Below are 968 nucleotides of genomic sequence, written 5' to 3'. Positions count from 1 at the left end.
TGCCTTGTGCAAGCATGGAAGCCATTTCTTTGCCATCACCCCCAAACAGCAGAGCGGCAATATGCTGTCTTTGTGCTTGGCTTTTCATCTTACTCATCTTGTCGGTAATTTCTTCTAACAAGACAGAAGTGGATTTGAGTTTTCCAGAAGTGTTTTTGACAGAAATGCCAAGTGCTTCAAAGCCCATCATGCCTCTTTTTTGTCCGGCATATGCTTGTGCTGAACGCCTATTTAAAACCGCTAAGGATTGTTGAAAAAGTTCGGCAGAAGTGCCTGAATTATCGGCTGCATCACCCCATAATTGAAGTGATGCAACACTCATATTTAAATGGTGTGATGCGTGATAAAGACTATCTCCCAGATGCATGGTTTTCATGGTGAGGGCGGCTACACTTGCCACAAGACCACCACCAGCAAGCCCTAAGACACCGGTAAAGACTGAAGCACGACTTGCCGCTGTGCTAAGAGCACTTTGAACGCCATGAAGGCTTTTTGTCATGTTTTTGACAGCAGCAGAAAAGCGCACAATACCCAAACTATGTGAGAGTGTTTTAGACAATGTATCGAATTTTTTTTGTACACGTTTAAGAGGCGCGGTGAGTTTGTCTTCAAGAGACAGTTTCACCTTTGCATCAGCAACTTTTTCACTCATTTTGTTTTACACCTTTCTGCTGCTTGTTTTCGCCAGAATATGAGTTCTTGTAGTTCCATTTCCATCATGTCTGAAAGGGACCAATGGAACACAATGGCAATATCGGCTATGAGTTTAGCGGCGGTTTCCCAGTCGAGGTATCCCGCCGTTTGATAAAAGACTCCAAAATCTCTCCAATGCTTGACAAATCATTGATGTCGAGTTCGCTGATAGCCTCATGCGGCCATTCAGAAAGACGTGCGATCATAGCAATTGTTTGCTCTACGCCTTCTTTTTTGTCGATTGCTTGCAAATCTTTTGTTTTGGGGCGCCGTAA

The 968-nt window shown here is 43.9% G+C and carries 2 protein-coding genes and 1 pseudogene; all 3 read right to left on the bottom strand.

The window, feature by feature from the left end; all coding sequences use genetic code 11:
- Positions 1-652 (bottom strand): annotated as a pseudogene (locus ACFIQE_RS10825) (phage tail protein); the annotation flags it as partial.
- Positions 649-711: a hypothetical protein gene (locus ACFIQE_RS10820; RefSeq protein ID WP_375674233.1), complete on the bottom strand. Its 63-nt coding sequence runs from the start codon at positions 709-711 to the stop codon at positions 649-651. The gene ACFIQE_RS10820 and the pseudogene ACFIQE_RS10825, both read right to left, overlap by 4 nt.
- A 47-nt stretch (positions 712-758) precedes the next feature.
- The coding region (locus tag ACFIQE_RS10815; protein WP_375707746.1) for a phage tail assembly protein at positions 759-968 on the bottom strand (210 nt) is incomplete at its 5' end.

The organism is Bartonella sp. AA1HLJMS (assembly GCF_042197445.1).
Lineage (GTDB): Bacteria > Pseudomonadota > Alphaproteobacteria > Rhizobiales > Rhizobiaceae > Bartonella.
Note: the sequence above shows the minus strand (reverse complement) of the source record. Positions and strands in the feature narration are given on the sequence as shown.